Raw genomic sequence first — 24,319 nt, forward strand, 5'->3', positions numbered from 1 at the left:
CCTCCGGTGCCCCATACCTCCCCATATGTTCAGGAGCGATCCATGCGAACCCAGAGCCGACGGAGGCTGCCGCGAGCCACGCTCGCCATGGCCGCCGCAGGGACGCTGCTCGCCCCGCTGCTCTCCGGCTGCTGGGCCGGGGCGGGCGGCGCCGGATCCGGCGGCAACTCCATCAACGTCCTGATGGTCAACAACCCGCAGATGGTCGAGTTGCAGAAGCTGACCGCCGACCACTTCACGAAGGACACCGGCATCGATGTGAACTTCACCGTCCTGCCGGAGAACGACGTCCGCGACAAGATCAGCCAGGACTTCGCCAACCAGGCCGGCCAGTACGACGTCGCCACCCTCTCCAACTACGAGATACCGATCTACGCCCGCAACGACTGGCTGCACGAGATGGACTCCTACGTCACCGACGACCCGGCGTACGACCAGCAGGACGTCCTGAAGCCGATGCGCGAGTCCCTCACCGGCGACGACGGCAAGCTCTACGGCCAGCCCTTCTACGGCGAGTCGTCCTTCCTGATGTACCGCAAGGACGTGTTCGAGCAGGAGGGCCTGACCATGCCCGAGCGCCCCACCTGGTCCCAGGTGGCGGACCTCGCCGCCGAACTCGACGGCGCCGAGCCGGACATGAAGGGCATCTGCCTGCGCGGCCTGCCCGGCTGGGGCGAGCTGATGGCGCCGCTGACGACGGTCGTGAACACCTTCGGCGGCACCTGGTTCGACGAGGACTGGAACGCCCGGCTCGACTCCCCCGAGTGGGAGAAGGCGACGAAGTTCTACGTCGACCTGGTCCGCGGACACGGCCAGTCCGGCGCCGCCCAGTCCGGCTTCGCCGAGTGCCTGAACAACATGACCCAGGGCAACGTCGCCATGTGGTACGACGCCACCTCCGCGGCCGGCTCCCTGGAGTCGGCCAACTCCCCCGTCAAGGGCAAGATCGGCTACGCGCCCGCCCCCGTGGAGAAGACCGACTCCTCCGGCTGGCTCTACACCTGGGCCTGGGGCATCCAGAAGGCTTCCCGCAACGCCGACAAGGCCTGGCAGTTCGTCTCCTGGGCGTCCAGCAAGGAGTACGAGCAGCTGGTCGGCGACGAGATCGGCTGGTCCAACGTCCCGGCCGGCAAGCGCGCCTCGACGTACGAGAACCCCGACTACGTCGAGGAGGCCGCCGCCTTCCAGGAGATGACCCGGGCTGCCATCGAGGGCGCCAGGCCCAAGGACCCCGGCGTGCAGCCGCGCCCGGCGCCCGGCATCCAGTTCGTCGGCATCCCCGAGTTCACCGACCTCGGTACCAAGGTCTCCCAGGAGATCAGCGCGGCCATCGCCGGACGCCAGTCCGTCGAACAGGCCCTGAAGAAGTCCCAGCAGCTCGCCGAGCAGATCTCCGAGGAGTACGAGGGACGATGAGCGTCACGACAACGGCCCCCTCGGCCGCACCCGACCGCGTACGCACGCCCGTCCGCCCGCCGTCGCCCCGGCTCAGGGCCTGGGCCACCCGGGCCCCGCTCCTGCCCGCCCTCATCTTCATGATCGCGGTCACCCAGCTGCCCTTCGTGGCGACCCTGGTGATCTCCTTCTTCGACTGGAACTCCCTCTATCCCGACGCCCGCTCCTTCACCGGCTTCGGCAACTACGGCGACGTGCTGTCCGACCCGGCCCTGCGCAAGTCGGTGTGGACGACGATCCTGCTGACGGTGGCGGTGGTCCTGGCCAGCCTGGTCCTGGGCCTGGCCCTCGCCCTGCTGCTGGACCGGAGGTTCAAGGGCCGGGGCGTGGTCCGCACCCTGCTCATCGCACCGTTCCTCATCGTCCCGGTCGCGGCCGCCCTGCTCTGGAAGCACGTCCTCTACAACCCGGAGTACGGCCTGCTCAACGGCCTGCTGCACTACGTCGGCGGCCCGCAGCCCGACTGGATCTCCAACACCCCGCTGCTCGCGGTCGAGGCCGCGCTGGTGTGGCAGTGGACGCCCTTCATGATGCTGATCCTGCTCGCCGGCCTCCAGAGCCGGGACCAGCAGCAGATCGAGGCCGCCCGGGTGGACGGCGCGAGCGACTGGCAGATCTTCGTCCACCTCACCCTTCCCCACCTGCGCCGCTACCTGGAACTCGGAGCCCTGCTCGGCTCCATCTACATCGTCCAGAACTTCGACGCCGTCTTCACGATCACGTCCGGCGGCCTGGGCACGGCCAACCTGCCCTACACCGTCTACCAGAGCTTCTACCAGGCCCACGAGAACGGCCTCGCCTCGGCCGCGGGCGTCCTGGTCGTCATCGGCTCCATCATCATCGCCACCTTCGCGCTGCGCGTGGTGTCGTCCCTGTTCCGCGAGGAGGTCGGCCGCGCATGAGCGCCACCACCGCCGTACGCCCCGCCGCCACCGGCACCGCCACCGACAAGCCCGTACGGGCCCGCCGCAAGGCGGGCGCCGGCCTGGGCCTGGTCGCCTGGCTGGCCGGCGTCGTCTTCTTCCTGCCCATCGCCTGGATGGCCCTGACCTCCTTCCACTCGGAGGAGGACGCCGCCGCCAACCCGCCGTCCTTCGCGGCCTCCCTCACCCTGGACGGCTACCGCGAGTTCTTCGGCGCGGACGGCGGCGCGAGCCCCTGGCCCGCGCTGATCAACTCGGCGGTCGCGTCGGTCGCCTCGACGCTCCTGGTCCTGGTCCTGGCCCTGCCCGCCGCGTACGCCCTCTCGATCCGCCCGGTGAAGAGGTGGACGGACGTCCTCTTCTTCTTCCTCTCCACCAAGATGCTGCCGGTGGTGGCGGGCCTGCTGCCGATCTACCTGTTCGCCAAGAACACGGGCATGCTGGACAACATCTGGCTGCTGGTCATCCTCTACACGTCGATGAACCTGCCGATCGCGGTCTGGATGATGCAGTCCTTCCTGGCCGAGGTCCCGGTCGCGATCATCGAGGCGGCCCGGGTGGACGGCGCGAAACTGCCGACGATCCTGGCCCGTGTGGTCGCTCCGATCGCCCTGCCCGGCATCGCCGCGACCTCCCTCATCTGCTTCATCTTCAGCTGGAACGAACTGCTCTTCGCCCGGGTGCTGACGGGCGTGGTCGCCGAGACCGCCCCCGTCTTCCTGACCGGCTTCATCACCAGCCAGGGCCTGTTCCTGGCCAAGGTGTGCGCCGCGTCGCTCGTCATCTCCCTGCCGGTGCTCGCCGCGGGGTTCGCCGCCCAGGACAAACTGGTCCAGGGCCTGTCGTTGGGAGCCGTGAAATGAAGGCCGCCGTCATCGAGTCCGTGGGCCGCGCCGTCGTCACCGAGGTCCCGGACCCGACGCCAGGGCCGCGCGAGGTCGTCGTCGAGGTCGCCGCCTGCGGCCTGTGCGGCACCGACCTGCACATCCTCCAGGGCGAGTTCGCGCCCAAGCTCCCGATCGTGCCGGGCCACGAGTTCGCCGGCGAGGTGGTCGGCGTCGGCACCCAGGTCACGGAGGTCTCCGTCGGCGACCAGGTCGCCGTCGACCCGTCCCTCTACTGCTATGAGTGCCGCTACTGCCGCACCGGCCACAACAACCTCTGCGAACGCTGGGCGGCCATCGGCGTCACCACGGCGGGCGGCGCGGCGCAGTACGCGGTGGCACCGGTCGCGAACTGCGTGAAGCTCCCGGAGCACGTCCGCACCCAGGACGCGGCCCTGATCGAACCGCTCTCCTGCGCCGTCCGCGGCTACGACGTCCTCCAGTCCCGCCTCGGCGCCCACGTCCTGATCTACGGCTCCGGCACGATGGGCCTGATGATGCTGGAGCTGGCCAAGCGGACCGGCGCGGCGAGCGTGGACGTGGTGGACCTCAACCCGGCCCGCCTGGAGACCGCCCGCGGCCTCGGCGTCTCGGCCTCGGCCGCGACCCCCGACGAACTGGACCGCCCCCAGGGCTGGGACCTGGTCATCGACGCGACCGGCAACGCGGCGGCCATCCAGGACGGCCTGGAGCGCGTCGCCAAGGCCGGCACCTTCCTGCAGTTCGGCGTCGCCGACTACGCGACCCGGGTGCGGATCGACCCGTACCGCATCTACAACCAGGAGATCACCATCACCGGTTCCATGGCGGTCCTGCACAGCTACGAGCGCGCGGCGGAGCTGTTCGCGGGCGGCGTCCTGGACCCGGACGTCTTCATCAGCGACCGCGTCGAGCTGGACCGCTACCCGGAGGCGCTGGAGCAGTTCGCGGCGGGGGTGGGCCGGAAGATCGTGGTCGTGCCGTAGAACGGCTCACCCCGGCCGGCACCTCCAGCCCGTCCGGTGTTTGAGGACGAGGCCGTCCAGTCCGAAAGCGGGGGTCCGGGGACGCAGCCCCCGGGGACGGGAAGGGAAGGGGCGGCGGGGGCGAAAACCCCTGGGCCCCCACCCGCACCCCTCCTAGGATCCCCGCATGCCCGAACCGAACGGCTTCGCCTACACCGCCACCGCGAACGGCGCCGTCCACATCACCCACCACAGCGACCCCGCCACCACCCTCAACGGCGCCCGAGCCGCCCGCTTCCTCCAGGAGGTCACGGCGGGCGACCCCCAGTTGGTCATGGCCCGCTGGACGGGCAACTACAAACGCGGCAACGAACGCACGGCCCGCGATCACCCCCGCAACAACCCCCGGCCCCGCCGCTGACCCGATTGGCCCTCGGGTAAGGGAACGGTAAAACGCCCTCGCTCGTTCACTCGGCATGACAGCTATGACCCCCGGCTCGAACATCCCCCTCTCCGCCGCCCGCGTGACGGTGGACGTCGCCGCGCCCGTGCGGCTCGACGTATCGGGCCTGCTGCTCACCGCCGACGGCAAGGTGCGCTCCGACGACGACTTCATCTTCTACAACCAGCCCACCGGCCAGGGCGTGACGTACCGCTCCGGCGGCGGCACCGCCCCGGACGCGATCGTGGTGGACACCGCCGCCGTCCCGCCGGGCATCGAGAAGATCGTCGTGACCGCCAGCCCTGACGCCGCCGGCCAGACCTTCCAGGGCATCGAGCCCACCGCCACCATCCGCAACGCGGACGACAACTCCGTCCTCGCCACCTTCACACCCCCGCAGCTCGGCACCGAGACCGCCCTGGTCATCGTGGAGGTCTACCTGCGCAACGGCGCCTGGAAGGCCCGCGCGGTCGGCCAGGGCTACGCGAACGGCCTGGCCGGCATCGCCACCGACTTCGGCGTCACGGTGGAGGAACCGGCCGCCCCGGCCCAGCCCGCCGCACCCGCACAGCCCGCGCCCCCGGCCCGGTCGCACGCGGCCACTCCCCCGCCCCCGCCCGCCGCCGCGCCGACCATGCCCGCCGCTCCGCCCGCGGCACCGGCCGCCCCGCCGGCCCCGGCGCCGGGCACCGGCAAGATCAACCTCGACAAGGGCCGGGTCAGCCTCCAGAAGAACCAGACCGTCTCCCTGGTCAAGGGCGGCCGTCCGGTGCTCTCGCAGGTCAGGATGGGCCTCGGCTGGGAGCCGGCGTACCGGGGCAAGGACATCGACCTCGACGCGTCGGTCATCGCCTACGGCCCGCAGCGCAACCACATCGACAGCTGCTACTTCGGCAAACTGTCCATCGTGGGCGGCGCGATCAAGCACTCCGGCGACAACCTGACCGGCGAGGGCGGCGGTGACGACGAGGTGATCACCGTCGACCTGGGCCGGCTCCCGCAGGAGGTCAGCGGCCTGGTCTTCACGGTGAACTCGTTCTCCGGGCAGAAGTTCACGGAGGTCGCCAAGGCCTACTGCCGCCTCATCGACGCCGCGTCCGGAGAGGAACTGGTCCGCTTCGACCTCACCAGCGCCGAGCCGCAGACCGGCGTGATGATGGCGAAGCTGATCCGCCAGTTCTCCGGTGAGTGGGAGATGACCGCCATGGGCGAGTTCGTCAAGTCCCGCACGGTCCGGGGCATGGTGAAGCCGGCGGCGAAGGCGCTGTAGGCAGCGGTTCGGTGGGGCGCTTCCGGCACGGGGTGGCGCCCCACCGGCACGGCCTACCCCCGCAACCCGTCCCACACCAGCGACAGATACCGGCGGACCGGCACCGACTCGCCGTCCTCCCCGTCGCCGGCCCCGGCAGCCGTGGCCACCCCGTGCACCAGCCGCAGCACCTCGATCGGCTCCACGTCCCGTCGCAGCGCCCCCGCCTCCTGCGCCGCCCGCACCAGCCGGCCGGCCGCGCCGCGCAGGCAGTCGCCGCACGCCGTGTCCACCGTCGAGCCCCCGGCCGTGACGGCGGTGCCGAGCAACGCCTTCATCCCGCGGACCTGGATCATTCCGGCGGCCAGCTCCTCCAGCCACTCCCGCAGCGCCTCGCCCGGCGCCCGCTCGGCCGCGACGACGTCCGCCCGCGCCGCGATCGCCTCGATCCGGTCCAGGTAAGCGGCCTCCAGCAGCGCCTGCCGTGTCGGGAAGTGCCGGTACAGCGTGCCGGTCCCGACTCCCGCGCGCTTGGCGATGTCGTCCAGGGAAGCACCTTCACCATGCTCGGCGAAGGCCGCCGCCGCGACCTCCAGCAGCCGCTCACGGTTGCGGCGGGCATCCGCGCGCATGGCCCTGACCTGCGCCATCCCACTACTCCCTGCACACCGGGGTCTTCCGCCGAACCCTACCGCGCACCCGTGCGCCGCCGCCCGGCCCACACGAACGGAGGGAACCACTCCGCACCGGCCGGGTCTCCTGTCCAGGGATGACTGCCTTGCTGATGTTGCTGTTCGCGCTGTACGCGGTCGGCGGATGGATCGCGGTCCTCGTGACCTTCGGATACCTGCTGGGCACGCTCGCGCGCACCCGGCCGGTGGAACTGATGCGCGACGAGGGGCCGAGGGCGGTGCGGCTGCTGTTCCCGACACCCGCTTGCCTGCGCCTGGACCGGATCGCGACCCTGTGCCTGGTCCTCTTCGACCTGTGGGTGGTGTCCCTGATCCTGCTGCTCGGTCAGGACGGCGTCTTCACTGAGGACTGGATGGGCGACGCGCGCATGATGGACACCACCGCCGCCTCCTACCAGGACGACGCCGTCCACGGTCTGCTCACCGTCATGTGGTGGACGAGCGGCGTCGCGGTCCTCTTCCGGTGGTGGACGGCTGCGGTGGCGCAGCTCTGCGTCCTGTCGGCGGCGGCCTGGTGGGTCGCCTCCTTCGAGACGTGGTGGAGCGGCTGACGCCCGGGACGCCGCGTTCGCGGGCTCAGGCGGCCCAGGGCCAGTCGGCGTCCCGGGCGGCTTCGAGCAGCGGAACCATCCGGAACGCCGCGTCCGACAGGCCGCCGAAGGTGTGCCGGTTCGCCCTGCCCGACGGGCCGTGGCCCGCCCGGTGTCCGGCCAGGTTCCAGGTGTAGACCGGCACCTGCTCCGGGACCTGCTCGGTCGGGTCACCGTGCCGGTTGTACGCGTACTGCTCGTCGGTGACGATCAGCACCCGGTCGTGCCCCCGGTAGTGCCGGCGGACCGCGTCGGTCGTGTCGGTGCCGCCGAGGTCGCCGAAGCGCTCCAGGACCTTCAGGACCGACTCGCCCTCGCGGTGCTTCACGCGGTTGCTCGACGTACCGAACTCGACGAGGTCCGCGTCGGCCGCCCGCAGCGCGAACGCCGTGCCGAAGACCGCCGCCGCGTCGGCCCGGGTGAGCTCCGAGCGGTCCGACATCCGCGAGTAGAACATCGAGCCGGAGCGGTCCACGAGGACCAGCGTCCGGCCGGGCAGCGCGGGCACGTTGGCCAGCGAGTGGCCGAGCGCCTGCTCCAGCGGGTACGACCAGCGCAGCGACGGCGCGTGCCGGTACGCGGCGAGGTAGCGGAAGGGGAACTGCCGCGCCCGCGCCACCTCGGCCGGGTCGCTGATCCGCGCCGCCACCCGGGCCGCGACCTCGTCCGAGACCCCGGCCTCGTCGAAGTTGCGGAGGTTTCGCAGCAACGCCATGACCCCCATGGACGGGATCACGGACTCCCAGGCCGCCTTGTCCATCGGGCCCTGGAGCCAGCCGGCCAGCATCTCCCAGGTGACGCCCGCCGCCGCGAGCCGATCGGCACCGTCGGGCGCCGTGACGACCGCCCGCCGCTCCTCGACGGGCAGCGCCATCAGCTCGCGGTGCGCGGTCAGGACGCGGTTCGAGGCGGGCGGCACCGCGGTGTCCGGGTTGTGGCGGCGGTCCAGCGCGTACTGGAACAGCTCGCCCTGCCACGGCTTGTCCGGGTCCGGCGCCGCGTGCACCAGGTTGAGGATGTCGCCGAAGCGGTAACCCTTGGACGCCGTGTCGTACTTCAGCAGCGACTTGCCGTGGTAGAGCCGGCGTACGGCGTCGGCGATCCCCCGCTTGACCGGCTTGGGCACGGCTCGCCCGTACGTCGACGTCCAGTACGCGAGCAGTTCGCCGGGCTCGTCGGGGCGCTGGAGGACGGAGGCGACGACCTGCCGGTTCGACGGTCCTTCGGTGGCGTCGGCGTCGAGGCGGGCCCTGACGTACTCGGCGGCGCCGACGATCGAGGCGGTGCGCAGGTTGCCCTCGCCGCGCAGCCAGCCGAGCAGGCCGGCGGTCCAGGCCGGGTCGGAGACGGCGAGTTCGCGCACGAGCGTGGCGAACCGGTCGTCGCGGGCGGCACCGGACTCGTAGAAGGTCTGCTGCGACACGAAGTTCGCGACCGACAGCAGAAAGAGCTCGGAGCGCGCGTCACGCTCGTGGCCCCGGCCGCCCTCGAAGGTACGCAGCACGCGGCCCGTCGACGTCACGCGCGAGGTGGGCTGCGCCTTCGCGGCCTTGGTGTTGAAACGCGCCATGGTGAATTCCCCCGAATTCCTTTCCGGCGGGAGGGCGCGGCGAAAGGAGGGTGCCCGAGGTCGGGATCGGCGACGGGAACATCCGGACGCTCTGCCATTGAGCTACACCGACCCGAAGTCGGTGACGGGGATTCGAACCCCGCAGCATTCCGGTCAACGAAGTATCCGCTGCCTGCGCACCGGGCACCCACCCGTTGCTGCGCCTCCCGAGTTCTGATCGGCCGCGGCGTCGGATTCGATCACAACGAAGTAGCCGTGGCCCGCGCACCGGGAGGTGCATGAAGTTGAAGGTGTCCAGAGTTCAGGTCGGCGGAACCGACAAGGTGCTCTGACCCCTGAGCTACACCGGCGCGTTGTGCCGGTGACGGGACTCGAACCCGTGGCCGCCCCATTATGAGTGGAAGTAGGTCCTGCCTTCGCACCTGGACGTGCATCACTCTAAAAGGGCGGCCACCGCTCGGGCGAGCGAATTAATCAGCGGCGCTTCTGCCGCTTCCAGGGTCCGGTGATCGCGAGCATGATGCCGGGGTCCTGGATGTTGGCGTAGAGGGTCTTCCCGTCGGGCGAGAAGGTGACGCCGGTGAACTCGCTGTACTCCGGGTCGTCCTCGCTGCCGACGTTCAGTTCGTTGCGGGCGATGGGGTACGTGCGCCCGCTGTCGGTGGCGCCGAACAGGTGCTGGACGCCGTCGCCGTCCTCGGCGACGACCAGCCCGCCGTACGGGGAGACGGTGATGTTGTCGGGGCCGTCGAAGGCGCCGTCCGCGGTCGGGTCGGGGTTGACGCCGAGGAGGACCTTGAGGGTGAGGGTGCGGCGCGCCGGGTCGTAGAACCAGACCTGGCCGTCGTGCGGGCGGCCCGGGCTCTCGTCCCGGGCGAAGGAGGAGACGACGTAGGCGCCGCCGTCGGCCCACCACATGCCCTCCAGCTTGCGGGCCCGGGTGACCTGGCCGTCGGTGAACTGCTTGCGCACGGAGGTGTTCCGCGCGTCCCGGTCGGGGACGTCGACCCAGTCGACGCCGTAGACCGTGCCGGTCTTCGTCGCGCGGGACAGGTCGTCGACGAACTTGCCGCCGGAGTCGAAGCACTTGAAGGCCTGGAGGACCCCGGCGTCGTCGGCGAGGGTGCGCAGCCGGCCGCGGCCGTGGCGGAAGCCCTCCGGCGGGACCCAGCGGTAGAAGAGGCCGTTGGGGCCGGAGGCGTCCTCGGTGAGGTAGGCGTGGCCGCGCTTGGGGTCGATGACGACGGCCTCGTGGGCGTAGCGGCCGAGCGCCTTGACCGGCTTGGGGCCGCGGTTGGCGCGGCGGTCTGCGGGGTCGACCTCGAAGACGTAGCCGTGGTCCTTGGTCATCCCCTCCTCTCCCGCCTTGTCCTCGGTCTCCTCGCAGGTCAGCCAGGTGCCCCAGGGCGTGCTGCCGCCCGCGCAGTTGGTGGCGGTGCCGGCGATGCCGACCCACTCTGCGACGTGGCCGCCGCGGCGGACCTCGACGACCGTGCAGCCGCCGGCCGCGGCGGGGTCGTAGACGAGGCCCACGGTGAGGGGGACCGGGTGCGGCCAGCCGTCGCGGTGGCCGCCGAGTTCGTGGTTGTTGACGAGGAGGGTGGTGCCGCGGGGGCCGTCGAAGGCGGCGGTGCCGTCGTGGTTGGACGGGGTGTACTCGCCCGACTCCAGCCTGGTCCGGCCGCAGTAGGTGATGATCTCGTAGCGGAAGCCGGCGGGCAGAGCGAGGATGCCGTCCGGGTCGGGGACCAGCGGTCCGTAGCCGACCCCGCCGTGGTCGTGCCCGTGTCCGCGGTCTCTGCCGTGCTCCTCCCCGGCGCTCTCGGTGTCCGTGGACGCGAGGGCGTTCGGGGCGGTGGCGAGGGCGCCGACGCTTCCCGCCAGCGCGATCCCGGCGCCGGTGATCGCGGATCGGCCGGCGAAGTCCCTGCGGGTGAGCGACATGGTGTCTCCTGTGACGGTGGACGTGCCGTGGAGGGTGGCGGACCTCGTTCCGCGTCACGGTGGCGCCCACGTGTGAACGGCGGTTGAACCGGGCGCGACCTCCGCCTGCCGGGTTGCGTGAATCCGCACGCACCTGTCTGCCGGGGCGCGGGCGTGCCGGGCCGTACGAGGTGCCCGGTACGTCGCTCAGCCCCCGTGCTGCGACCGCGCCTTGAACGCCGCCTTCCGCGCTTCCTTGGCGACCTTCTTGTCGGGGTGCAGCCGCCCCATCGCCTCCAGGACGTCCGGTGTGGCCGGGTGGCCGACCCGCCAGGCCGTGTCGAAGAACCCGCTGTGCTGCTGCGCCAGCCCCTCCACCAGGGCGCGCAGTTCCTCGGAGTTGCCCTCGGCCGCGAGCTGCGCGGCCACGGTGTCGATGGTCAGCCAGAAGACCATCTCCTGCGGCGGTGCCGGCACGTCCCGCGCGCCGTGCTCGGTCAGCCAGACCCGGGCGAGGCCGCCCAACTCGGGGTCGTCGAGGACCTCCCGCAGCGCGGGCTCCGCCTCGGTGCCGACGAGGGACAGCGCCTGCTGGCAGCGGAGCCGGCGCAGGGGTGCGCCGGGATCCGCGCCGCGGGCGGCCGCGAGCAGTTCGCGGGCGGCGTCGAGGGGGCCGCGGCCGGCCAGCCACAGCTCGGTCTCGGCGTGGGCCGCGGCCGGCGGGAAGGGGGCCGTGCCGTCGAGCAGCGCGTCGGCGCCCTTGCCGGCGAGGTCTCCGACGACGGGTACGCCGAAGCCGGCCTCCTGGAGCCTCGTGCGCAGCCCGTACAGCCCGAGCGGGGTGAGCCGCACCATGCCGTAGCGGGTGACGTCGGCCTCGTCCACGGGCGCCGCCGGCTCCTCGTCCGCGTCGGCCATCAGTGCCTCGTCGACCGGCCGGTAGGCGACGAGACCGACCGGCTCCAGCATCCGGAACTGGTCGTCCAGCCGCATCATCGCGTCGGAGACCTGTTCCAGGACGTCGTTGGTGGGCTCGCCCATGTCACTGGGGACGATCACGGAGGCGGCCAGCGCGGGCAGCGGTACCGGGGTGTCGCCGGCCCCGTCCTCGCCGACGGTGAGCAGGTAGAGGTTGCCGAGCACCCCGTCGAGGAACTCCGCCTCGGCCTGCGGGTCCCAGTCCAGGGACGACAGGTCGACCGTGCCGCCCTCGGCCATCGCGTCGACCAGGTCGTCGAGGTCGGGCACGCTCGCGTCCGCGAGCACCGTCTCCAGCGCGGTGAGCCACACGCCGAGCACGTCCTGCGGGGAGCCGCCGGTGAGCAGGGCGAGGTCGTCGCCCTGCGCGACGGTGCCCGTCTCCTCGTCGGTGATCTCGACGAGCCCGGTGTCCACGGCGACCCGCCAGGCCTCGCTCGCGTACGCGGCGGCGTCGTCGCCGGTCAGCCCGAGCTCCCCGGCCGCCGCCGGCAGCTGCTCCTCGACGAGTCCGCCGCCGGCGTCGACGCGGGTCTCGGGGCCCGCCCAGCGGGCCAGCCGGGCGGCCCGGGAGAGCACCGGCGTGGAGAGCGCGTCGCGAGCCAGCTCCGCTTCGGGGCGCAACCGTGCGGGCGGCAGGGTGGAGCGGTCTGACATCGGCTGTTTTCTCCTCGCGCGTTCCGGACGCCGTACGGCTCAGCCGCTCAGCCTAGACGGAATTGCACCCATGCCGCCCGGTTCATCTCCCCGACGGGTGCAGTACATGGCCGAAACCTTGACAACTGGCCTGGCCAGGCAGGAGATTGACGCGCGTAGAAAGCGGGGGACAAGTGTTCACCCAGGTCCGCCCACGCAGGTCTCTCCGTGTGCCCTGCGGCCCCTGGTGTCCCACGCCTCACGTCCCACCCTCGTCCCGGTGCTCCGTCACGTCCCCGGAGGGATTCCGTTGGCCAGCAAGTCCTCCGCGCGCCTCGCCGCGCTCACCGTCGCCGCCGTCTGCTCGGCGGCGTCCACGATCGCCCTCACCCCGCCCGCGCACGCCGACTCCGTGCGCATCCACGACATCCAGGGCGGCACGCGGTTGTCGCCGTACGCGGGCGAGCAGGTCACCGACGTGGCCGGAATCGTCACCGGCGTCCGCGGCTACGGCTCCTCCAGAGGTTTCTGGATCCAGGACCCGCGGCCCGACGCCGACCCGGCCACCAGCGAGGGCGTCTTCGTCTTCACCGGCTCCACCCCGAAGGGCGTGGCCGTCGGTGACGCGGTCACCGTCTCCGGCACGGTCTCGGAGTACGTCCCCGGCGGCACCTCCTCCGGCAACCAGTCGCTGACCGAGATCACCCGGCCGGTGTTCACGGTCGTCTCCAGCGGCAACGAGGTCCCGGCCCCGACGACGATCTCCGCCCGTTCCGTGCCCCGCGCGTACGCCCCCGAGGGCGACGAGGCCGCGAACGGCTCGGTCAACGGCCTGCCGCTGCGGCCGGCGAAGTACGCCCTGGACCACTACGAGTCGCTGGAGGGCATGAACGTCCGGGTCGCCGACGCCCGCGTGGTCGGCGCCTCCGACCCGTACACCGAGCTGTGGGTCACGGTGAAGCCCTGGGAGAACGCCAACCGCCGCGGCGGCACCGTCTACGGCTCGTACGACTCCCAGAACACCGGCCGCCTCCAGGTCCAGTCCCTGGGCAGGCCGGCCGACTTCCCCGACGCCAACGTGGGCGACACCCTCGCCGGCACCACCGCGGGCCCGCTGGACTACAACCAGTACGGCGGCTACACGATGGTCGCGAGCGAGATCGGCACCCTGGAGAGCGGAGGCCTGGAGCGGGAGTCGACGCGCCGGCAGAGCGGCCGCGAGCTGGCGGTGGCGACGTACAACGTCGAGAACCTCGATCCGTCCGACGACACCTTCGCCGCGCACGCCGAGGCGATCGTGCACAACCTCGCCTCGCCCGACATCGTGTCCCTGGAGGAGATCCAGGACGACAACGGCGCCACGGACGACGGCACGGTGACCGCCGGCGCGACGGTCGGCAAGCTGATCGACGCGATCGTCGCGGCCGGCGGCCCGCGCTACGACTGGCGCGGCATCGACCCGGTGGACGGGGAGGACGGCGGCCAGCCCGGCGGCAACATCCGCCAGGCGTTCCTGTTCAATCCGGAGCGGGTCTCCTTCACCGACCGCGGCGCCGGTGACGCGACCACCGCGACCGGTGCGACGAAGGTGCGCGGCAAGGCGGCACTCACGCACTCCCCCGGCCGCGTCGACCCGGAGAACGCCGCCTGGGAGGACAGCCGCAAGCCACTGGCCGGCGAGTTCCTCTTCCGCGGCCGGACCGTCGTCGTCATCGCCAACCACTTCAACTCCAAGGGCGGCGACCAGAGCCTGACGGCGCAGTACCAGCCGCCGTCGCGCGGCTCGGAGACCCAGCGCCACGCGCAGGCGACGGTGGTGAACACCTTCGTCAAGGACATCCTGGCCGTCCAGCGGAACGCGGACGTCATCGCCCTCGGCGACATCAACGACTTCGAGTTCTCGAAGACGACCCGTCTCCTGGAGGACGACGGCGTCCTGTGGTCGGCGGTCAAGTCGCTGCCGAGGAGCGAGCGTTACTCGTACGTCTACCAGGGCAACAGCCAGGTCCTGGACCAGATCCTGGTCAGCCCGTCGATCCGGTGGGGCGGGCGCCTGTCGTACGACAGCGTGCACGTCAACGCCGAGTTCCACGACCAGATCAGCGACCACGACCCGCAGGTGCTGCGGTTCCGTCCGTAACCGGCGCGCGGCGGGGACGGGTTCAGCGGGGCACGAGGCCGAGGGCGTGGTCGTAGCGGTCGACCGTGCTGCGCTTCAGGCCGGGCCAGTTCTGCACCCGTTCCCACCGGGCGGATCCCGAGCCGATGCCGTCGCCCGGCGCGGCGAGGGCGTCGATGTGGGCCTGCGCGCTCTCCCACTCGGCGTAGTTGAGGACGCGGGTGCCGTCGGTGCTGAGGTGGAAGTGGGCGGAGATACCCCCGGGGTGCGGCTCCGGCTCGCCCTCCAGGGCCTCGAACACGGCGTCCACCCAGGCGCGCTGCCGGTCGGGGTCCGGGCCCTCGAACTCGACGTCGACGATGACGACGCAGCCCGGGACGGGCGCCGTGCCGTCCTCGCGGGTGAGGCCGCGGTAGTGCCGGTACCTGCCGAGCCACAGCCGCTCGATGCCCGGCACGGCGGTGTCGATCTCGTCGACGCGCTCCTGCCGGTGCGTCTTGGCGAACGCCTCGTACGCCTGCTCGTCGGCCCACTGCGAGTGGTGCAGCAGGGTGCTGCCGTCGTGGCCGGTGTAGACGTGGTAGCCCAGCAGATCGTCGGCGGGCCAGGGGCGGCGCTCCCAGGTGCGGGCGATCGCGTCGACGGTCTGCCGCTGCCGTTCGGGGGTGCCCACCGACCAGGTGCTGAAGAAGGGCGCCCGGACGTCGGGACGGGCGAGTTCGGGGTGGGCGTCGGTACGGCGGGTCATGCCGGCCTCCATCGGTGGTGGTCGTCAGGTGCACGCACCAGCCTCGGGGCTCGACCAAGGTTGAGGTCAAGTGCCCTTGGGCCGCACATGCGTGAGGAGGGACCCGTTCGCGGGCCCCTCCTCACGCCGTGCCCTCAGCAGTGCCCGCGGTGACGGCGCCGCAGCACGCCCGCCACCACGACCGCGCCCGCCGCCGCCCCGGCGACCAGCACCGCCCGGGGGTGTCCGAGCCCGGCCCGTACCGCGCCGCGAGCCCGCTGCGGCACGCGCCGCTCTGCGGTGTGGCCGGCCCTGCCCGCCTTGTCCTGCACGGTGTGGCCGGCCTGCCCGGCCTTGTCCTGCACGGCGTGACCGGCCCGGCTCGCCCTGCCCTGCACCGCGTGGCCGGCGTGCGCGGCGGAGCTGCGCAGCTGCACGGTCATGGCGCCGGCCTTGTCCCTGAGGTCGGCGGCCCGGGCCTTGGCACGGCCCTTCACGTCCGCCTTGCCCGCCAGCTCCTCCACGGTGTCGCCGAGCTGGCTGCGGGTCTGCTCGATCTGCTGCCGCAGCTCGTCGGGACCCTTGGCCCCGCCCACTGGCTGCGCGGTGGAGCCGGCCCTCGTGCCGTCCCCGCTCGTCGCGTCGGTCATCGATGCGCCCTTTCCCTGATCACATCCACGTCGGTCTTGACGCTGCCGAGGGTCGCCTCGGGTTTCGGGGGCACGGCGCGGCGGAGCTGGGTGCGGCCCATGATGGCCAGTACGCCCGCGATCACGAAGAGCACCGCCGTCACGATGAGCGCCGCGGCCCAGACGGGCAGCGCCAGTGAGAGCGCGGCGGTGGCCGTGCCGGCCAGCGCGAACAGGCCGACGTACGCGATGGCTCCCGCGGCGCCGAGCATCCCGCCGCCGCGCCCGGCGCGCTTGCCCTTCTCGGCCAGCTCCATCTTGGCGAGGGCCACTTCCTGGCGCACGAGCCGGGAGAGCTGTTCGGTGGCCTGACCGACGAGTTCGCCCACGGAGTGCTGCTCGTCGCGCACCGGCCTGGTGTGCATGGTCCCGGTCACGGTTCCGCCTCCTCTCGGTTCGGAGCACCCCGGGTACCCCCGGCCGACCGGCACTACCCTTGCCACCAATCTCGCAGCGCCCCTTACCGGTACCTCGTAGTAGATTTAAGTAGAGCTGAACGGTCGGCGCGCCGACACTACTTCCATGAAGACAGACCAGCGCTCCCCCGCTCCTTTCGGCCGCGCCCTGTGCGCCATGGTCACGCCCTTCACCGAGTCCGGCGCGCTCGACCTCGACGGTGCCCAGCGGCTCGCCGACCGGCTGGTGTCGGCCGGCTGTGACGGTCTGGTGCTGTCCGGCACCACGGGCGAGTCGCCGACCACCACGGACGCCGAGAAGGCGGCGCTGGTCACGGCGGTGCGCGAGGCGGTCGGCGAGCGCGCGGCGCTGGTCGCCGGGGTGGGCACCGCCGACACGCGGCACACGGTGGAGCTGGCGCTGGCCGCGGAGAAGGCCGGCGCTGACGGGCTGCTGGTGGTGTCGCCCTACTACAGCAGGCCACCGCAGGACGCCCTGGAGGCGCACTTCCGGGAGGTCGCGGACGCGTCCGGTCTGCCCCTCCTCCTCTACGACATCCCCGGCCGCACCGGCACCCGCATCGAGCCCGCCACGGTCGTCCGGCTCGCGGACCATCCGCGGATCGTGGCCGTCAAGGACTGCTCCTACGACCTCCTCGGCACCCAGCAGGTACTCTCCCGCACCGACCTGGCCTACTACGCGGGCTGCGACGAGCAGGTCCTCGCCCTGTACGCGGTGGGCGCGGCGGGTTGCGTCAGCACGGTCGCGAACGTCGTACCGGAGCTGTTCCGGTCCGTCCTCGACTCCTTCGACGCGGGCGACACCGGGCGGGCCGCCCTGCTTCAGCGCCGGGCGGTCCCGCTCATCGAGGCGATGACGTCGGCGGCTCTGCCCGGCACGGTCACCGCGAAGGCGCTGCTGGGCGCGCTCGGCCTGCCCGCGGGCCCGGTCCGGGCCCCGCTGCGGGCCGCGGACCGCGAGACGACCGGCACTCTGCTGACGGCGTACGAGGAGCTGGTCGCCGGCGCCGGTCAGCTCCAGGTGTAGCCGTCGCCGAGCAGCAGGGTGTGTTCCAGTACGTCCTCCGCCGGGTCGTCGATCTGCCCCACGTTGACGTTGAGGAGGCCGACCCGGGGGCCGTTGTGCGAACCGGTGGTGGTCTCGTCGGCGTGCGCGGCCCCCGCCCAGCACACCAGCACGGCGGCGCCCACTCCGGCCAGCCAACGCGCCACGGTCCTCGCCCGCTCGTTCGTCATACCAGGTCCTCGTTTCGTCGGATCGGCGTCTGATCGGACTCTGCGTCCACCCGTTCATCCGCCAAGACCACCGGAAGGTCACGGCCGTCATCCGTATGTGCGGGGGGCGCTCGATGCACGCGGCACATCGTGTTGGCCCCGCACCACCCGCGCGCCTGGGGTCACGCGGTGAGCAGACGACGTTGTGCGGCCCGGGGCGTTCCGGGCGGATACCGGATCTGGGACAGCCGCAGGGGCCGGTTCCGGGGCGAGCACTACGAGCTGTGCCCCGACGACCTCCTGAGAGAGCTGAACGGCGCGGCCGACCGGGACCGCATCGCCGCGCCGCTGAAGCGGTACCGGGCCCGGAAACGCCGAACGCCCTCCCGGGCGCCGCGCACGGGCGGGCCGGGAGGGCGTTCAGGCGGCTCTTTCGGCGCTCTGCGTTCGCCGGTCAGTTGTGGCTGTGCAGGACGTCGTTCAGGCCGCCCCACACCGCGTTGTTCGGGCGGGCCTCGACCATGCCCGTGACCGAGTTGCGGCGGAAGAGGATGTTGGAGGCGCCGGAGAGCTCGCGGGCCTTGACGACCTGGCCGTCGGGCATGGTCACGCGGGTGCCCGCGGTGACGTAGAGGCCGGCCTCGACCACGCACTCGTCGCCCAGCGCGATGCCGACGCCCGCCTCGGCGCCGACCAGGCAGCGCTCGCCGATGACGATGCGCACGTTGCCGCCGCCGGAGAGGGTGCCCATGGTGGAGGCGCCGCCGCCGATGTCGGAGCCGTCGCCGACGACGACGCCGGCGGAGATGCGGCCCTCGACCATCGAGGTGCCCAGCGTGCCGGCGTTGAAGTTGACGAAGCCCTCGTGCATGACCGTGGTGCCCTCGGCCAGGTGCGCGCCGAGCCGGACACGGTCGGCGTCGGCGATGCGGACGCCCTTGGGGGCGACGTAGTCCGTCATGCGCGGGAACTTGTCGATCGAGGTGACCTGGAGGTGCAGGCCCTCGGCGCGGGCGTTGAGGCGCACCTTCTCGATGTCGTCGACGGCGACCGGGCCGAGCGAGGTCCAGGCGACGTTGGCGAGGTGGGCGAAGATGCCGTCCAGGCTCTGGCCGTGCGGCTTGACCAGGCGGTGGGAGAGCAGGTGCAGGCGCAGGTAGACGTCGTGCGTGTCGACCGGCTTCTCGTCCAGCGAGGAGATGACCGTGCGGACCGCGACCACCTCGACGCCGCGGCGGGCGTCGGGACCGACCGCGGCGGTGGCGCCGCCGCCGAGGAGTTCGGCGGCCTGCTCGGCGGTGAGGCGCTCGGTGCCGGACGGGCCGGGCTCGGCGGCGAGTTCCGGGGCCGGGAACCAGGTGTCGAGGACGGTGCCGTCGGCGGCGATCGTGGCAAGCCCGGCGGCCACGGCGCCGGTGGTGCGGGAAGCAGTCGTGTCGGTCATGAGGGCAACCTAACCGCCCGGGGGGTCCGGTTGCGAACCGGCCGCCGGGCATCTCACGTGGCGGTCGCCTCCCCCGGCCGGGACCGCCCGCCTCAGCCCAGCACCCGCGCCAGCACCTCCCGCGCGTACCCCTCGTCGTACGCCGAGTCCGTCAGGAGCACTTGCAGACAGATCCCGTCCAGCACCGCGACCAGCGCACGCGCCGTCACCGGATCCGTCCGGGCCGCGAGGAGCGCACCCACCCCCTCGCACCACTCCGCGGCCACCGGGCGCAGCGCGGGCCGGCGCAGGGCCGCCAGATACAGCTCGTACTCCAGCTCGACGCCCGTGCGGTCCCCGCCCAGCCACTCGCCGAGGACGCGGGCGAGTTCGGCGGGGAGGTCCGCGCCGGGGTCGGAGAGGGCCGGGTGCCCGGCGACCACCTTGGCGAAGCCCTCGTTGGCCTGGCGCAGGGCGGCGACCAGGAGTTCGTCGAGGGTGGCGAAGTGGTACGTCGTCGAGCCCAGGGGGACGTCCGCCTCGGCGGCGACCGCGCGGTGGCTGAGGCCCGCGATGCCCTGCCGCCCGACGACCCGGATCGCCGCGTCGATGATCCGCTGACGCCGCTCGGGGTCGTGGCGGCGCGGCATCAGTGCGCGCCGCCCAGGTTGAGGACGACAACGCCGATGATGATCAGCGCGATGCCGGCGGCCTTGGCGACGGTCATCCCCTCGCCCAGGAACGCCACGCCGATGGCGGCGATGGCCGCCGTGCCGACACCGGCCCAGATGGCGTAGGCGGTGCCGACGGCGAGGGTCTTCAGGGTCTGGGCGAGCAGCGTGAAGGAGAGGACGTAGGCGAGTGCCGTCAGCAGCGAGGGGACCAGCCTGGTGAAGCCCTCGCTGTACTTCATGGCGGTGGTGCCGGCGACCTCGGCGGCGATGGCTCCGGCCAGGAGCAGATATCCCATGTGTACGAGCGTACATAACGGAGGTTCCGCACGCACGGGAACGGCGGCGCCCATCGGGCGCCGCCGTTCTCTCAAGCGGTGTGTCCCAGACGTCGAAAGCCGTCTCAGACGTTGAAGCCGAGCGCGCGCAGCTGCTCGCGGCCGTCGTCCGTGATCTTGTCCGGGCCCCACGGCGGCATCCAGACCCAGTTGATCCGCAGCTCGCTGACGAGGCCGTCCGTGGCGGACTTGGCCTGGTCCTCGATCACGTCGGTCAGCGGACAGGCCGCCGACGTCAGGGTCATGTCGATCGTCGCGATGTTCGCGTCGTCGATGTGGACGCCGTAGATGAGGCCCAGATTGACGACGTCGATGCCCAGCTCGGGGTCCACGACGTCCAGCAGGGCTTCGCGGACCTCCTCCTCGGAGGCCGGCTTCATTTCCACGGTCTCACTCATGCCGTCGTCTCCTTCTCGGCGTCGGCTCCGTCCAGTGCCTGGGACGTGGCGTCCTTCCAGGCCATCCAGCTCAGCAGGGCGCACTTGACCCGGGCCGGGTACTTCGAGACCCCGGCGAACGCGACCGCGTCCTCCAGGACCTCCTCCATCGCGTCGTCGGGCTCGATCCTGCCCTTGGACTGCATCAGCTCCAGGAAGGTCTCCTGGATGCGCCGCGCCTGGGCCAGGTCCTTGCCGACCAGCAGGTCGTTCAGCACGGAGGCGCTGGCCTGGCTGATCGAGCAGCCCTGCCCCTCATAGCTGACGTCGCTGATCGTCGTGCCGTCGTACTTCACGCGGAGGGTGATCTCGTCGCCGCATGTCGGGTTGACGTGGTGGACCTCGGCGTCGCCATCCCGCAAGCCCCGCCCGTGCGGGTTCTTGTAGTGGTCCAGGATGACTTCCTGGTACATGGAGTCCAGCTTCATGCTCTTCGCTCGTCCCGTCAGCCGAAGAAGTTCCGTACGTGCTCCAGGCCGTCGACCAGGGCGTCGATCTCGGCCGGCGTGGAGTACAGATAGAACGACGCTCGCGTGGTCGCAGGAATTCCGTAGCGCAGGCAGACGGGGCGGGCGCAGTGGTGGCCGACCCGGACCGCGATGCCCTGTTCGTCCAGGACCTGACCGACGTCGTGGGGGTGGATGTCGCCGAGCGTGAAGCTGATCGCCGCGCCGCGCTCCTCGGCCGTGGTGGGGCCGATGATGCGCAGGTCCGGGACCTCCAGCAGGCGCTTGACGGCGTACTCCGTCAGTGCGTGCTCGTGGGCGAGGATCTTGTCCATCCCGATCGAGTTCAGGTAGTCGATCGCCGCGCCCAGACCGACCGCTCCCGCGATGGGAGGCGTGCCCGCCTCGAACTTGTGCGGTGCCGGGGCGTACGTGGAGGAGTGCATCGAGACGGTCTCGATCATCTCGCCGCCGCCGAGGAACGGGGGCAGGTCCTCCAGCAGCTCCTGGCGGCCCCACAGGACGCCGATGCCGGTCGGGCCGCACATCTTGTGGCCGGTGAAGGCCACGAAGTCGGCCTGGAGGGCCTGGACGTCCATCGGCATGTGCGGGGCGGCCTGGGAGGCGTCGACGCAGACGAGCGCGCCGACCTCCTGGGCGCGGCGCACGATCGCCTCGACCGGGTTCTGGGTGCCCAGGATGTTGGAGACCAGCACGAAGGAGACGATCTTCGTCTTCTCGGTGATGACCTCGTCGATGTTGGACAGGTCCAGGCGGCCGTCGTCGGTCAGGCCGAACCAGCGGAGCTTCGCGCCGGTGCGCTGCGCGAGCAGCTGCCACGGCACGATGTTGGAGTGGTGCTCCATCTCCGTGATGACGATCTCGGTCTCGTGGTCCACGCGGTAGGGCTCGTCGGCCCAGCCCAGCATGTTGGCCACGAGGTTGAGGGACTCCGAGGCGTTCTTGGTGAAGATCACCTCGTTGCGGGAGGGCGCGTTGATGAACTCCGCGACCTTGTCCCGGGCGCCCTCGTACAGCGCCGTGGCCTCCTCGGCGAGGACGTGCACGCCACGGTGGACGTTGGCGTTGTGCTGCTCGTAGTACTCGTCGAGCACGTCGATGACCTGGCGCGGGGTCTGCGAGGTCGCGGCGTTGTCGAGGTAGACGAGCTTCTTGCCGTCGTGGATCACGCGGTCCAGGATCGGGAAGTCCTTGCGGATCGCCTCGGTGTCGAGGAGGCCCGGCAGCTGTGTCACGCGGATACGCCACCCTTCGTGTATGCCTCGTAGCCCTCGGCCTCCAGCTTGTCGGCCAGCTCGGGGCCGCCGGACTCGGCGATGCGGCCGGCCGCGAAGACGTGGACGTGGTCGGGCTTGATGTAGCGCAGGATGCGCGTGTAGTGGGTGATCAGCAGGGTGCCGACCTCACCGGTCTCGCGGACCCGGTTGACGCCCTCGGAGACGACGCGCAGGGCGTCGACGTCGAGGCCGGAGTCGGTCTCGTCGAGGATCGCCATCTTCGGCTTGAGCAGCTCCAGCTGGAGGATCTCGTGGCGCTTCTTCTCACCGCCGGAGAAGCCCTCGTTGACGTTGCGCTCGGCGAAGGCGGGGTCCATGTTGAGGCGCTCCATGGCCTCCTTGACCTCCTTCACCCAGGTGCGCAGCTTGGGGGCCTCGCCGCGCACGGCGGTGGCGGAGGTGCGCAGGAAGTTGGAGACGGAGACGCCGGGGACCTCGACCGGGTACTGCATGGCGAGGAAGAGGCCGGCGCGGGCGCGCTCGTCGACGGACATCTCCAGGACGTCCTCGCCGTCGAGGGTGACGGTGCCGCTGGTGATCGTGTACTTGGGGTGACCCGCGAGGGAGTAGGCGAGGGTCGACTTGCCGGAGCCGTTGGGGCCCATGATGGCGTGCGTCTCGCCCTGCTTCACGGTGAGGTCGACGCCCTTGAGGATCTCCTTCGTGGCGTTGTCGGCCTCGACGGTGACGTGCAGGTCTCGGATTTCAAGCGTTGCCATGGGTGCCTCAGGACTCCTGGGTGAGGGAGACGAGCACGTCGTCCCCTTCGATCTTTACGGGGTATACGGGGACGGGGCGCGTCGCCGGCAGACTGTCGGGCTTGCCCGAGCGGAGGTCGAAGCGCGAGCCGTGCAGCCAGCACTCGATGTGGCAGTCGTCGACCTCGCCCTCGGCGAGGGAGACGTTCGCGTGCGAGCAGATGTCGTGGATCGCGAAGACCTCGCCCTCGGTGCGCACGACGGAGATCGGCGTGCCGTCGAGTTCCACCCGCTTCGGGGTGTCCTCCTCCAGCTCGCCCGCTCCACAGACGCGTACGAAGGTCATGCGACCGACGCCTCCAGCTCCTCTTCGATCTTGGCGAGCAGGCGCTCCTCGATGTCCGGGACGCCGATCTGCTGGACCAGCTCGGCGAAGAAGCCGCGGACCACCAGGCGGCGGGCGTCGATCTCGGGGATGCCGCGCGCCATCAGGTAGAAGAGCTGCTCGTCGTCGAAGCGGCCGGTCGCGGAGGCGTGGCCGGCGCCGACGATCTCGCCGGTCTCGATCTCCAGGTTCGGCACGGAGTCGACCCGCGCGCCGTCCGTGAGGACGAGGTTGCGGTTCATCTCGTAGGTGTCGGTGCCCTCGGCCTTGGCCTCGATGAGCACGTCGCCGATCCAGACCGCGTGCGCGTCGTCGCCCTGCAGCGCGCCCTTGTAGACGACGTTGGACTTGCAGTGCGGGACGTTGTGGTCGACCAGGAGGCGGTGCTCCTGGTGCTGGCCCCGGTCGGTGAAGTAGAGGCCGAACAGCTCGGCCTCGCCGCCGGGACCGGCGTACTGGACGCGCGGGTGCAGGCGGACCACGTCGCCGCCGAACGTGACGACGACCGACTTGAAGCTCGCGTCGCGGCCGATCAGGGTGTTGTGCTGGCCGACGTGTACGGCCCCCGCGTCCCAGTCCTGGACGGAGACGACGGTGAGCTTGGCGCCGTCGCCGAGGACGTACTCGACGTTGGCGGCGAGCACCGCGTCACCGGTGTGGTCGATGACCACGACGGCCTCGGCGAAGGCCTCCAGCTCGATGACCTGGTGGGCGTAGGCCGTGCCGCCCTCGCCGTGGACGGCGATGCGGACGGGCTCGGTGAGGACCGTCTCCTTGGGGACGGTGATCACGCCGGCCTGCTGGAAGGCGGAGTACGCCTGGGCGGCGACGCGGTCCACGGGCTTGCCGGTCCGGCCGAGCCGGGCGTCGTCGCGGCCGACGGTCTCGACGGTGACGCCCTCGGGGGCCTCGACGGCGACCTTGACGCCCTCGCCGGTGGCGGTGGCGGTGCCGTCGTGCAGGCCGCGCAGTCGCTCCAGCGGAGTGAAGCGCCACTCCTCCTCGCGGCCGTGCGGGACCGGGAAGTCCGCCACGTCGAAGGACGGGGGCGCGCTCATGCGCGTGGCGACGGTCGAGTCGGCCTCGGCGGCCACCGCGATCGCACCGGCGGTCGTGGAACCGACCGGGATGTTCTGAGCCTCAGCCATGGCTGTCGTAGTGCTCGCTTTCC

The 24,319-nt window shown here is 71.6% G+C and carries 26 protein-coding genes, 1 tRNA gene and 1 pseudogene; 10 read left to right on the forward strand and 18 right to left on the reverse strand.

The window, feature by feature from the left end:
* Positions 1 to 42 precede the first annotated feature (42 nt).
* The 6 genes from ACFW47_RS30545 (at position 43) to ACFW47_RS30570 (ending at position 5,918) form a co-directional block, all read left to right on the forward strand.
* Positions 43 to 1,416: an ABC transporter substrate-binding protein gene (locus ACFW47_RS30545; RefSeq protein ID WP_386307721.1), complete on the forward strand. Its 1,374-nt coding sequence runs from the start codon at positions 43 to 45 to the stop codon at positions 1,414 to 1,416.
* Positions 1,413 to 2,357, forward strand: a complete 945-nt coding sequence (locus ACFW47_RS30550) for a carbohydrate ABC transporter permease (RefSeq protein WP_386282330.1) — start codon at positions 1,413 to 1,415, stop codon at positions 2,355 to 2,357. The genes ACFW47_RS30545 and ACFW47_RS30550 overlap by 4 nt, the downstream gene beginning before the upstream one ends.
* Positions 2,354 to 3,241: a carbohydrate ABC transporter permease gene (locus ACFW47_RS30555; RefSeq protein WP_386282332.1), complete on the forward strand. Its 888-nt coding sequence runs from the start codon at positions 2,354 to 2,356 to the stop codon at positions 3,239 to 3,241. Before ACFW47_RS30550 ends, ACFW47_RS30555 begins: the two co-directional genes overlap by 4 nt.
* Positions 3,238 to 4,227 carry a zinc-dependent alcohol dehydrogenase family protein gene (locus tag ACFW47_RS30560; protein WP_386282334.1) on the forward strand — a complete coding sequence of 330 codons (990 nt, stop codon included), beginning with the start codon at positions 3,238 to 3,240 and terminating at the stop codon, positions 4,225 to 4,227. The genes ACFW47_RS30555 and ACFW47_RS30560 overlap by 4 nt, the downstream gene beginning before the upstream one ends.
* Positions 4,228 to 4,393: 166 nt before the next feature.
* Positions 4,394 to 4,627 carry a hypothetical protein gene (locus tag ACFW47_RS30565; RefSeq protein WP_386307723.1) on the forward strand — a complete coding sequence of 78 codons (234 nt, stop codon included), beginning with the start codon at positions 4,394 to 4,396 and terminating at the stop codon, positions 4,625 to 4,627.
* Between the two features lie 64 nt (positions 4,628 to 4,691).
* Positions 4,692 to 5,918: a TerD family protein gene (locus ACFW47_RS30570; RefSeq protein ID WP_386282926.1), complete on the forward strand. Its 1,227-nt coding sequence runs from the start codon at positions 4,692 to 4,694 to the stop codon at positions 5,916 to 5,918.
* Between the two features lie 53 nt (positions 5,919 to 5,971).
* On the opposite strand, the gene ACFW47_RS30575 is transcribed toward ACFW47_RS30570, so the two are convergent.
* The gene (locus ACFW47_RS30575; protein WP_386282338.1) at positions 5,972 to 6,547 is read right to left on the reverse strand and encodes a TetR/AcrR family transcriptional regulator; all 576 of its coding nucleotides are present in this window, start codon (positions 6,545 to 6,547) and stop codon (positions 5,972 to 5,974) included.
* A 119-nt stretch (positions 6,548 to 6,666) separates the two neighbouring features.
* On the opposite strand from ACFW47_RS30575, the gene ACFW47_RS30580 reads away from it, so the two are divergent.
* Positions 6,667 to 7,140 (forward strand): hypothetical protein, encoded by a 474-nt coding sequence (locus ACFW47_RS30580; protein ID WP_386307724.1) that lies wholly within the window; start codon positions 6,667 to 6,669, stop codon positions 7,138 to 7,140.
* A 25-nt stretch (positions 7,141 to 7,165) separates the two neighbouring features.
* Here the strand turns inward: ACFW47_RS30580 and ACFW47_RS30585 are convergent, their stop codons facing one another.
* The 4 genes from ACFW47_RS30585 to ACFW47_RS30600 form a co-directional block, all read right to left on the reverse strand.
* Complete coding sequence (locus tag ACFW47_RS30585) at positions 7,166 to 8,749, reverse strand: TROVE domain-containing protein (RefSeq protein ID WP_386282341.1); 1,584 nt, start codon at positions 8,747 to 8,749, stop codon at positions 7,166 to 7,168.
* 359 nt (positions 8,750 to 9,108) lie between these two features.
* Positions 9,109 to 9,178, reverse strand: a tRNA-Met gene (locus ACFW47_RS30590).
* A gap of 45 nt (positions 9,179 to 9,223) precedes the next feature.
* Positions 9,224 to 10,693: a PhoX family protein gene (locus tag ACFW47_RS30595; RefSeq protein ID WP_386307726.1), complete on the reverse strand. Its 1,470-nt coding sequence runs from the start codon at positions 10,691 to 10,693 to the stop codon at positions 9,224 to 9,226.
* A 186-nt stretch (positions 10,694 to 10,879) separates the two neighbouring features.
* A complete protein-coding gene (locus tag ACFW47_RS30600) occupies positions 10,880 to 12,307 on the reverse strand; it encodes a hypothetical protein (protein WP_386282345.1) in 1,428 nt (475 codons plus the stop codon).
* Between the two features lie 289 nt (positions 12,308 to 12,596).
* Between ACFW47_RS30600 and ACFW47_RS30605 the strand changes: the two genes are divergently transcribed.
* Complete coding sequence (locus ACFW47_RS30605) at positions 12,597 to 14,426, forward strand: endonuclease/exonuclease/phosphatase family protein (RefSeq protein ID WP_386282348.1); 1,830 nt, start codon at positions 12,597 to 12,599, stop codon at positions 14,424 to 14,426.
* Between the two features lie 22 nt (positions 14,427 to 14,448).
* Here ACFW47_RS30605 and ACFW47_RS30610 read toward each other — a convergent pair whose 3' ends face one another.
* The 3 genes from ACFW47_RS30610 to ACFW47_RS30620 all read right to left on the reverse strand — a co-directional run bounded on the left by ACFW47_RS30610 (position 14,449) and on the right by ACFW47_RS30620 (position 16,198).
* A complete protein-coding gene (locus ACFW47_RS30610) occupies positions 14,449 to 15,153 on the reverse strand; it encodes an antibiotic biosynthesis monooxygenase (RefSeq protein WP_386282350.1) in 705 nt (234 codons plus the stop codon).
* Between the two features lie 134 nt (positions 15,154 to 15,287).
* Positions 15,288 to 15,782, reverse strand: a complete 495-nt coding sequence (locus ACFW47_RS30615; RefSeq protein ID WP_386282352.1) for a DUF3618 domain-containing protein — start codon at positions 15,780 to 15,782, stop codon at positions 15,288 to 15,290.
* On the reverse strand, positions 15,779 to 16,198 hold the full coding sequence (locus ACFW47_RS30620) for a phage holin family protein (protein ID WP_386282354.1): 420 nt from the start codon (positions 16,196 to 16,198) through the stop codon (positions 15,779 to 15,781). The genes ACFW47_RS30615 and ACFW47_RS30620 overlap by 4 nt, the downstream gene beginning before the upstream one ends.
* Positions 16,199 to 16,343: 145 nt before the next feature.
* Between ACFW47_RS30620 and dapA the strand changes: the two genes are divergently transcribed.
* Positions 16,344 to 17,264: a 4-hydroxy-tetrahydrodipicolinate synthase gene (gene dapA / locus ACFW47_RS30625; RefSeq protein ID WP_386307727.1), complete on the forward strand. Its 921-nt coding sequence runs from the start codon at positions 16,344 to 16,346 to the stop codon at positions 17,262 to 17,264.
* Here dapA and ACFW47_RS30630 read toward each other — a convergent pair.
* The gene (locus ACFW47_RS30630) at positions 17,249 to 17,473 is read right to left on the reverse strand and encodes a hypothetical protein (RefSeq protein ID WP_386307729.1); all 225 of its coding nucleotides are present in this window, start codon (positions 17,471 to 17,473) and stop codon (positions 17,249 to 17,251) included. The genes dapA and ACFW47_RS30630 overlap by 16 nt on opposite strands.
* A 168-nt stretch (positions 17,474 to 17,641) precedes the next feature.
* Between ACFW47_RS30630 and ACFW47_RS30635 the strand changes: the two are divergent.
* A pseudogene (locus ACFW47_RS30635) lies at positions 17,642 to 17,827 on the forward strand (hypothetical protein); the annotation flags it as partial.
* Positions 17,828 to 17,906: 79 nt separating this feature from the next.
* Here ACFW47_RS30635 and dapD read toward each other — a convergent pair.
* The 9 genes from dapD to sufD form a co-directional block, all read right to left on the reverse strand.
* Positions 17,907 to 18,896: a 2,3,4,5-tetrahydropyridine-2,6-dicarboxylate N-succinyltransferase gene (gene dapD / locus ACFW47_RS30640; RefSeq protein ID WP_386307731.1), complete on the reverse strand. Its 990-nt coding sequence runs from the start codon at positions 18,894 to 18,896 to the stop codon at positions 17,907 to 17,909.
* Between the two features lie 92 nt (positions 18,897 to 18,988).
* Entirely contained in the window at positions 18,989 to 19,525 is a 537-nt protein-coding gene (locus tag ACFW47_RS30645) for a TetR/AcrR family transcriptional regulator (protein WP_386282364.1), read from the reverse strand.
* The gene (locus ACFW47_RS30650; protein ID WP_386282366.1) at positions 19,525 to 19,845 is read right to left on the reverse strand and encodes a DMT family transporter; all 321 of its coding nucleotides are present in this window, start codon (positions 19,843 to 19,845) and stop codon (positions 19,525 to 19,527) included. Before ACFW47_RS30650 ends, ACFW47_RS30645 begins: the two co-directional genes overlap by 1 nt.
* A 104-nt stretch (positions 19,846 to 19,949) precedes the next feature.
* Entirely contained in the window at positions 19,950 to 20,282 is a 333-nt protein-coding gene (locus ACFW47_RS30655) for a metal-sulfur cluster assembly factor (RefSeq protein ID WP_073721574.1), read from the reverse strand.
* Complete coding sequence (gene sufU, locus ACFW47_RS30660) at positions 20,279 to 20,749, reverse strand: Fe-S cluster assembly sulfur transfer protein SufU (RefSeq protein WP_386282368.1); 471 nt, start codon at positions 20,747 to 20,749, stop codon at positions 20,279 to 20,281. The genes ACFW47_RS30655 and sufU overlap by 4 nt, the downstream gene beginning before the upstream one ends.
* Before the next feature lie 17 nt (positions 20,750 to 20,766).
* Positions 20,767 to 22,023, reverse strand: a complete 1,257-nt coding sequence (locus ACFW47_RS30665; RefSeq protein WP_386282370.1) for a cysteine desulfurase — start codon at positions 22,021 to 22,023, stop codon at positions 20,767 to 20,769.
* The gene (gene sufC, locus ACFW47_RS30670; protein WP_386282372.1) at positions 22,020 to 22,784 is read right to left on the reverse strand and encodes a Fe-S cluster assembly ATPase SufC; all 765 of its coding nucleotides are present in this window, start codon (positions 22,782 to 22,784) and stop codon (positions 22,020 to 22,022) included. Before sufC ends, ACFW47_RS30665 begins: the two co-directional genes overlap by 4 nt.
* Positions 22,785 to 22,791: 7 nt before the next feature.
* Positions 22,792 to 23,109, reverse strand: coding sequence for a non-heme iron oxygenase ferredoxin subunit (locus tag ACFW47_RS30675; protein ID WP_073721582.1), 318 nt, complete (start codon positions 23,107 to 23,109; stop codon positions 22,792 to 22,794).
* Positions 23,106 to 24,296 (reverse strand): Fe-S cluster assembly protein SufD, encoded by a 1,191-nt coding sequence (gene sufD / locus ACFW47_RS30680; protein ID WP_386282376.1) that lies wholly within the window; start codon positions 24,294 to 24,296, stop codon positions 23,106 to 23,108. The genes ACFW47_RS30675 and sufD overlap by 4 nt, the downstream gene beginning before the upstream one ends.
* Between the last annotated feature and the right edge of the window lie 23 nt (positions 24,297 to 24,319).

This window comes from Streptomyces sp. NPDC058796 (genome assembly GCF_042745235.1).
In the GTDB taxonomy this organism is placed as follows: Bacteria; Actinomycetota; Actinomycetes; order Streptomycetales; family Streptomycetaceae; genus Streptomyces.